Below are 7281 nucleotides of genomic sequence, written 5' to 3'. Positions count from 1 at the left end.
AGTTATGCCTGATGACCATAGCAAGTTGGTCCCACCCCTTCCCATCCCGAACAGGACCGTGAAACAACTTTGCGCCGATGATAGTGCTGCAACCAGTGTGAAAGTAGGTTATCGTCAGGCTTGTTATTCGTAGTAGAAGAAAACCCCACCGGACTCCGGTGGGGTTTTTTTTCGTCGGCAGGTTTTATCCTCAATATGCATCGTTCGATGCTACAGTGTCCGCTACACCACGAAACGCATGCAGATGGATTATCAACAGCTCTCAGCCCAGCGGCGCAGCCATCCGGCGTGGCGCCTTCTTGCTGCCGATCATGCACCAATGATCGCCAGTTTCCTGCATCGTCATTTTATAACGCCCAATATCCGCACCATCGCACGCGGACAACTGGCGTCCCATCTGGACGACCATCTGTATCATCTGCATGAAATGGCTGGGGAGGTATTGTTTCCCAAAAGCGCTACAGCTTATCTGGACGACTGGGCTTCTGACGAGCGCGGCTGGCTGCGCAAATATTATCCGAGCGGCCAGGATGAGCCACACTATGATCTGACCTCGCCGACCGAACAGGCGATCGCCTGGCTGCTGGGCTTGGGCCAGCGCCAATTCATCGGTACCGAATCGCGCCTGATGACGGTATTCGATTTGCTGCAGCAAATTATCGATGGCACGGAATTGAACCCCCGTACCCGTATCGCCGAGCTGCAAAAACGCAAGGCGGCGATCGATGCGGAAATCGCGCAAATCGCCCAAGGCCGGCTCGAGATGATGGAACCGACCCAGATACGCGAACGCTTCCTGCAAATGTCGTCCACTGCGCGTGAACTGTTGTCCGATTTTCGCGCCGTCGAACATAATTTTCGCAGCCTGGACCGCTCGGTGCGGGAGCGCATTGCTACCTGGGAGGGCAGCAAGGGTGAATTGCTGCAGGAAATTTTCGGCAAGCGCGATGTGATCGCCGATTCCGATGAAGGCAAGAGTTTTCGCGCCTTCTGGGATCTGTTGATGTCGCCATCGCGCCAGGATGAATTGACGGCGCTCTTGAATGCGGTCATGGCACTCGATCCGGTACGCGAACTGGCGCCTGATGGCCGCTTGCTGCGGATTCATTACGACTGGCTGGAGGCGGGCGAAGTGACGCAGCGTACGGTGGCGCGTTTGTCCGAACAACTGCGGCGCTATCTGGACGATCAAGCTTGGCTGGAAAATCGCCGCATCATGCAATTAATACGCGATATAGAAAAAAAGGCGCTCGATGCGCGCGCCGTCGTCGAGCATGCCGCCTTTATCGACATCGACGCCGCAGCGCCGAATGTGCTGGCACCGATGGACCGCACCTTGTTTACGCCACCGTTCAAACCCGTCATCTTGCAGGGCATGCTCGATGAAGCGGCCGAACCGGTGCCGTCGGATGCCTTGTTCGAGCAAGTCTATGTCGATCGCCTGAAACTGGCGTCGCATATCCGGCGCGCGCTGCAGGAGCGCAAACAAGTGTCGCTCGCCGCATTGATCGCTGAGTACCCGCTCGAGCAAGGTCTGGCGGAACTGGCCACTTATCTGAGCCTGGCAACGCAGGAATTGCCCAGCGTGATCGACGATACGCAAGAAGAAACGATACACTGGACCGATACTCAAGGTCGTGCGCGTGTCGCCACGGTGCCTCTCCTTATTTTCAGCGCATGATGAACTCTTCCAGTGAAACCCATTACAGCCAGATCCTGATCGCCTTGATGCAAGGAGTGTTGTATCAGGAAAACGATGTCGCCTTGTGGCAGCCCCTGCAGCTGTTGCAAGCGCGCGTGCGTGATTATTGCCAGCACATCGGCCTGGAACTGATCCTTGATGAAGCCGAGGGCTATGCCTATCTGCGTCAGCGCGCCACGCCGGAAGGGGAGGTTGCGCTGCCGCGCCTGGTGCCGCGCCGCCAGCTCAGTTATCCGGTCAGTTTGATTTTGGTGCTGTTGCGCAAAAAACTGGTGGAATTCGACAGCAATGCCGGCGACACGCGATTGATTATCAGCCGTGAGCAGATCACCGAACAATTGCGCCTTTTCTTGCCCGATACCGCGAATGAAGCGCGTTTGCTCGACCGCATGGAGACGCATTTGAACAAAGTGGTGGAACTCGGCTTCCTGTATCGTTTGCGTGGACAGGATCAGCAATTCGAGGTGCGGCGCATTTTGAAGGCCTTTGTCGATGCGCAATGGCTCAGTGATTTCGAGCAACGCCTGAACGATTATGCCAGCCATGGGGTGGGACTGTCGGAGGATGCGGGATGACGGCGCGTGACCATGAGGACGGCGCAACGCCCCAGCTTGATTTCACCGACCCGGCGGCCCTGGAGCGTGCCGGTTTTCGCCTGCATCACTTCGAAGTCTTGAATTGGGGCACCTTCCATGCGCGCGTGTGGAAACTGCATCCGGGCGGCGATAATCTGCTGCTGACCGGCGATATCGGTTCGGGCAAGTCGACGCTGGTCGACGCGATCACCACCTTGTTGGTGCCCGCGCAAAAAATTTCCTACAACAAGGCCGCTGGCGCCGACGCGCATGAGCGCAGCCTGCGCACCTATGTGCTGGGCCATTACAAATCGGAACGCGGCGACAGTGGTAGTACGGCGCGGGCGGTTGCCTTGCGCGACCAAAATACCTATGCCGTGATTCTTGGCGTGTTTTATAACGAGGGCTACGATCAGACTGTGACGTTGGCGCAGGTCTTCTGGCTCAAGGATGCGCGCGGCCAGCCCGAACGCTTTTATGTGGTGGCGGACAGTGCCCTGTCGATCGCGGATCAGTTTGCCGGCTTCGGCACCGACATCAACCAGTTGCGCAAGCGCTTGCGTGCGAGCAAGGGCGTCGTTCTGCACGATACCTTTCCGCCCTATGGCGCAGATTTCCGCCGCCGCTTTGGCATCGGTAATGAACAGGCGATGGAATTGTTTCATCAGACGGTGTCGATGAAATCGGTCGGCAACCTGACCGAATTTGTGCGCGAGCATATGCTGGAAGCGTTTCCCGTCGAAGAGCGCATTGCGGCGCTGATCGCCCACTTTGATGATCTGCACCGCGCACATGAAGCCGTACTCAAAGCCAAACAACAGATCGAGCAATTGCTGCCGCTGACTGCCGATTGCGCACGCCATGCCAGCTTGCAGCAGCAAGATGAGCAATTGCGCGGCTGCCGCGAAGCGCTGCGACCATGGTTCGCTGCCTTGAAAAGTGAGCTGCTGGAAAACCGCCTGCAACAACTGGCACTGGAGCTGGAAAAAACGGCGGCGCGCCTGCAGTGGCTGCAACAGTTGCGTAGCGAGCAAGGCCTGCGTCGTGATGATATTCGCGAAGCCATTTCCGCCAATGGCGGTAATCGCCTGGCCCAGATCGACGCCGAGATTGCGCGCCAGCAAGCGCTGAAGGATGAGCGTGCGCGGCGCGCGGCGCAATATGATGAATTGGCGCAAGCGCTGGGCTTGCCGGGTGCGACCGATGACGAAGACTTTCGCGCCAATCTGCGTGCCATGCACAGTGGCCAGGCACAATGCGTGGCGCAACGTGACGAATCGAATAGCCGCCTGACCGAGGCCGGCGTGACGTTGCGTGAATTGCGCAGTAGCCATGGGGACTTAACGGGAGAACTCGAATCGTTGCGCCAGCGCCGCTCGAATATTCCTGGCCAGATGCTGAAACTGCGCGACTTGCTATGCGGCGCGCTCGATCTCGATGGCGACGAGCTCCCCTTTGTTGGCGAGTTGATCCAGGTACGCGACGATGCCGGCGAGTGGGAAGGGGCAGCCGAACGCCTGCTGCACAATTTCGGCTTGGCGCTGCTGGTGCCGGAACCCCATTATGCGGCGGTGGCGGCGTGGGTTGACCGCAGCCATCTTGGCGCCCGCCTGGTGTATTTTCGGGTACGCGCGGTCAATGTGCCTGAAGCGCGGCCACTGCATCCGGATTCACTGGTGCGCAAGCTGTCGGTCAAGCCTGATTCGGCGTTTTATCCATGGATCGTGGGGGAACTGGCGCGGCGTTTCGACTATGCCTGCTGTGGCTCGCTACAGCAATTCCAGCGCGAAAAACTGGCCATCACGCGCAACGGTCAGATCAAGGCAGGTGGTGAGCGCCACGAAAAGGATGACCGTCATCAATTGCAAGACCGTACCCGTTATGTGCTGGGCTGGAGCAACCAGGCCAAAATCGCGGCGTTGGAAAAGCACGCACGTGACTTGTCGTTGCGCATTACTGCCCATGTTACGCGCATCAGCGCACTGGGGCTGGAATTCAAAACGCAGCAGGATCGCGTGGGCCAGTGGCAGCAATTGGCGCTGTTCCAGCATTTCGGCGATCTGGACTGGAAGCCGCTGTTGCTGGCGATCGAACAACTGCTGCGAGAAAAAGAGGCACTGGAGGCGGCGTCCGATCTGTTGCAAGAGCTGCAGGGTCAGCTTGAGGCGCTGATACAAGCACAAGCCAAAACGGATGACGACATCAGCCGTCATACCACCGAGCACGCCAGGCTCAGTGAACGCCAGGAGCAGGCCAGCGGCCACTTCGCCGATTGCGCGCAGTTGCTGGACGCCACGCCAATGTCCGCGCGTGAGTTGTATTTTCCCTTGCTGCTGCAGTTGCAGCCGGAAGCCCTGGGCGAACACAAGCTGACGGTGGAGTCGTGCGACAACCGTGAAAAAGACATGCGCGGTTTCCTGCAGGCGCGTATCGATGCCGACAGCAAGAAAATCGCCGGTTTGCGCGACCGTATCATCAGTGCCATGCGCGATTACGTGACGGCCTGGCCGCTCGATACGCGTGAAGTCGATGTCAGCGTCAATGCCGCCGCTGAATTTGACAAGATGCTGGCGGCACTGCAGGCCGATGATTTGCCGCGCTTTGCGCAGCGTTTCAAAGAACTACTCAATGAAAATACGATCCGCGAAATTGCCGGCTTCCAGTCGCAGCTCAAGCGCGAGCGCGAAACCATACGCGAACGCATCGACATTATCAATCGCTCTTTGCACGATATCGATTACAACCCCAACCGTTACATCGCACTGGAAGCCGAACCAAATCTGGATGCCGACCTGCGCGACTTCCAGGCCGACTTGCGCGCCTGTACCGAAGGCGCGCTGACAGGGTCGAGCGACGAAGAATATTCGGAAGCGAAATTTTTGCAGGTGAAAACTATTATCGAGCGTTTCCGTGGCCGCAGCGGCAGCGCCGAGGTCGACAAGCGCTGGACGCGTAAAGTCACCGATGTGCGAAACTGGTTTGTCTTTTCGGCCTCCGAGCGCTGGCGTGAAGACGACCGCGAGCATGAACATTACACTGATGCGGGCGGCAAGTCCGGTGGCCAGAAGGAAAAGCTGGCCTATACCGTGCTGGCCGCCAGCCTGGCATATCAGTTCGGCCTCGAATGGGGCGTGGTGCGTTCGCGCTCGTTCCGCTTTGTCGTCATCGACGAAGCGTTCGGCCGCGGTTCGGACGAATCCGCGCGATATGGACTGGAATTGTTCAAGCGCATGAATTTGCAATTGCTAATCGTCACGCCTTTACAAAAAATTCATATCATCGAACCCTATGTTGCCGGGCTGGGCTTCGTGCACAGCGAAGAAGGGCGGCAATCGATGTTACGTTGCCTGAGCATCGAGCAGTACCAGGCCGAGCGCCAGGCGCGCAGCGCATGAGCGAGGTGAACAATAAGTGGACCACGCCGGCCGCCATCCAGGCGCAACTGCTGCGCCTGTGGGACAGCGGCCGCTGGCTGGCCGCACACGTCAGCGGTACGCCGCTGTTTCCCTTGACGCTGGCCGTGCGCCAGCCCGGCGCCGCGATACTGGGTGAGCAGTTCGACGCAGTGCGGAGCTGGATACGGCAACTGGAAGAAGGCAGCAAAAACCACCGGGGCTACGGGTTTGTGATCGAGTGGCGTGAGATCAATCATCGCCAGCTGGGACGCAACAGCTTGCCGGAAAAAATCGTGCTGGCCGATGAAGCCGACGCCTTGCGCTTGATCGGCAAGGCTGCGGACAAGCGGCGTTTCGAGCAGCTCGCCGCTACTACCCTGCAGCTGTTTCCTGCGCTGGCCGGTTGGCTGGAGCACCGTCCGATGACGGTGCTGGAACAAGCGGGCGCATGGGCGCGCATTCTGGCGACCCTGCAATGGTTTGTCGTTCATCCACGGCCGCAGCTGTATTTGCGCGAACTCGATATCGCTGGTGTTGACAGCAAGTTCATTGAAACGCGCAAGGCACTGCTGGCGGAATTGCTGGACCAGTTGTTGCCGCCTGATGCCGTCAATGTAGACGCCGTTGGCGCGCGTCAGTTTGAAGCGCGCTATGGCTTGCTGGCCAAGCCGGCCCTGATACGCTTTCGCTTGCTTGACGTGCGCCATCATATCGGCGGCCTGTCCGACCTGAGCGTGCCGGTAGCACAGTTTGCCACGTTGCACACCGGCGTGAACCGGGTCTTCATTACAGAGAACGAAATCAACGGCCTGGCGTTTCCGGATATGGCGGACAGCATGGTGATCTTTGGCGGCGGCTATGGCATCGAGCGCCTGGCCGATGTGCGTTGGCTCGATGACAGGCAGATCATCTACTGGGGCGATATCGATACGCATGGCTTTGCCATTCTCGACCGCTTGCGCTCCTTCCTGCCGCAGGCGCGTTCCATGCTGATGGATACGGCGACTCTGGAAGCGCATCGCTTGCTGTGGGGTAGTGAAGAGGCGCACAAGCGTTATGCCGGCAGCCTGAGCCGGTTGACGCCAGACGAGCATGCATTATTTCAAGTGCTGCGCGACGATGTGCTGGGGGAACGCCTGCGCATGGAGCAGGAACGTCTGGGTTTTCATTGGGTCAGCGCGGCGATACAAAATATCTGACGCAGGCCCTTGCTTCTATAGCGTCGCCTTGCTATAGTTCGGCCCCACGATGCAACGCAGTGATTTTAGCGAAACAAAGGGGCCGCCGGAAACGGCGATGCAGTAAAAAGAAGGTTGACGACATGCTGAAAAAGCTTCATACTCTTCTTTCTTCGCAGCTGACAAACACAACGCTTTGTCGATAGCACGAAAGCAGCACCGAATACCGTTCTTTAACAATTAACAGTCGATAAGTGTGGGCATTTGATGTAAGTGCAGCAGCGATCTTCGGATTGCTGTAAAGCTTAAAATATCAAATGTTCACAAGAAATAATGAAATAGGATACTTCTTCGGAAGTAGCCTGTCAGTTTTTTGAGTGAGCAAATCTTTTGCAATGCAAAAGATTTGGATGGTAGTGATACTGTCCGAC

At 57.8% G+C, this 7281-nt stretch carries 4 protein-coding genes and 1 rRNA gene; all 5 read left to right on the top strand.

Annotated features, from left to right (window positions below):
- The first annotated feature begins 7 nt into the window (after nt 1-7).
- Nucleotides 8-120 (top strand): 5S ribosomal RNA (gene rrf, locus CSZ94_RS26490).
- Between the two features lie 124 nt (nt 121-244).
- Nucleotides 245-1681 (top strand): DUF3375 domain-containing protein, encoded by a 1437-nt coding sequence (locus tag CSZ94_RS26485; protein ID WP_102124236.1) that lies wholly within the window; start codon nt 245-247, stop codon nt 1679-1681.
- Nucleotides 1681-2277 (top strand): DUF4194 domain-containing protein, encoded by a 597-nt coding sequence (locus tag CSZ94_RS26480; RefSeq protein ID WP_219726059.1) that lies wholly within the window; start codon nt 1681-1683, stop codon nt 2275-2277. Before CSZ94_RS26485 ends, CSZ94_RS26480 begins: the two co-directional genes overlap by 1 nt.
- Nucleotides 2274-5672, top strand: a complete 3399-nt coding sequence (locus CSZ94_RS26475) for an ATP-binding protein (RefSeq protein ID WP_102124234.1) — start codon at nt 2274-2276, stop codon at nt 5670-5672. The genes CSZ94_RS26480 and CSZ94_RS26475 overlap by 4 nt, the downstream gene beginning before the upstream one ends.
- Nucleotides 5669-6871 carry a Wadjet anti-phage system protein JetD domain-containing protein gene (locus tag CSZ94_RS26470; RefSeq protein ID WP_102124233.1) on the top strand — a complete coding sequence of 401 codons (1203 nt, stop codon included), beginning with the start codon at nt 5669-5671 and terminating at the stop codon, nt 6869-6871. Before CSZ94_RS26475 ends, CSZ94_RS26470 begins: the two co-directional genes overlap by 4 nt.
- Nucleotides 6872-7281 lie beyond the last annotated feature (410 nt).

This window comes from Janthinobacterium sp. ROICE36 (assembly GCF_002869965.1).
Lineage (GTDB): Bacteria > Pseudomonadota > Gammaproteobacteria > Burkholderiales > Burkholderiaceae_D > Janthinobacterium.
Note: the sequence above shows the minus strand (reverse complement) of the source record. Positions and strands in the feature narration are given on the sequence as shown.

Bases quoted from the DNA above. Each gene is read 5' to 3' on its own strand.
- CSZ94_RS26485 (WP_102124236.1), top strand. From the start codon at position 245: ATGGATTATCAACAGCTCTCAGCCCAGCGGCGCAGCCATCCGGCGTGG.
- CSZ94_RS26480 (WP_219726059.1), top strand. From the start codon at position 1,681: ATGAACTCTTCCAGTGAAACCCATTACAGCCAGATCCTGATCGCCTTG.
- CSZ94_RS26475 (WP_102124234.1), top strand. From the start codon at position 2,274: ATGACGGCGCGTGACCATGAGGACGGCGCAACGCCCCAGCTTGATTTC.
- CSZ94_RS26470 (WP_102124233.1), top strand. From the start codon at position 5,669: ATGAGCGAGGTGAACAATAAGTGGACCACGCCGGCCGCCATCCAGGCG.